This is a genomic window from Eubacterium ramulus (assembly GCF_003122485.1).
Lineage (GTDB): Bacteria > Bacillota > Clostridia > Lachnospirales > Lachnospiraceae > Eubacterium_I > Eubacterium_I ramulus_A.
Window position 1 is genome coordinate 1 of record NZ_JRFU01000198.1, and the last position, 731, is coordinate 731.

Sequence of the window (731 nt, forward strand, 5' to 3'; positions counted from 1 at the left end):
AGTCGATCCCCAGTATTTTTGCATCTTCATAATCCACTCCTCCTGTTTGATTCTCACAGTCAGATATTTCATATAAAAGACTTGCATAATACTTTCCGGAAGGTTCCATGCTGACCGTTACGGATTTCAAACGGTATTTTTCCGGTATATCCCGGTGCTTTTTCATACGGATCCACTTGAGTTTCGGCAGTTTTATCCGGTGATCTTCTACCTGAACATTTCCATTTACCAGGTTCGTTGTATAACTTTTTCTGCTCCTGTGTTTTGACTTGAATTTTGGAAAACCACTTTTCGGATCCCTGAAAAAATTTTTATATGCTTTTTCCAAATGCAGCTGCACATTTGCAAGTGCCAGAGCATCCACTTCTTTCAAAAACGGATATTCTTTTTTATACATCGCCGGTGTATTCCGCAGCATCTTTTTCGAGGCTTCATATTCCCGTATCTTATCGCTCAGCATCTGGTTATACAGAAAACGGCAGCTACCAAAGGTCTTTGCAAGCAGGTTTTTCTGCTCTCTGGTTGGATATATCCGAAAACGATATGCCATGTTCATCGCTTTTTCTCCCCCTGTGTTTCAATATAGCTGCGAATAACCTCAATCGGTGCACCGCCCGCAGTCAGCAGACAGAAACTCTAACTCCAGAATGCCCCCTTCCAGAGTTTTTCCCTGACCTGTGGATATTCTTTTTTCAACAGACGGCTGCTTGCACTTTTATACGCATTGATAA

Annotated in this window: 1 protein-coding gene and 1 pseudogene; both read right to left on the minus strand. The window is 41.9% G+C overall.

Annotated features, from left to right (window positions below; all coding sequences use genetic code 11):
• Window positions 1–556, minus strand: a 556-nt coding sequence (locus LG34_RS15150; RefSeq protein ID WP_181369396.1) for an RNA-guided endonuclease InsQ/TnpB family protein, incomplete at its 3' end; no start/stop codon positions are given.
• Window positions 553–731, minus strand: a pseudogene (locus LG34_RS15155) (transposase); the annotation flags it as partial. The gene LG34_RS15150 and the pseudogene LG34_RS15155, both read right to left, overlap by 4 nt.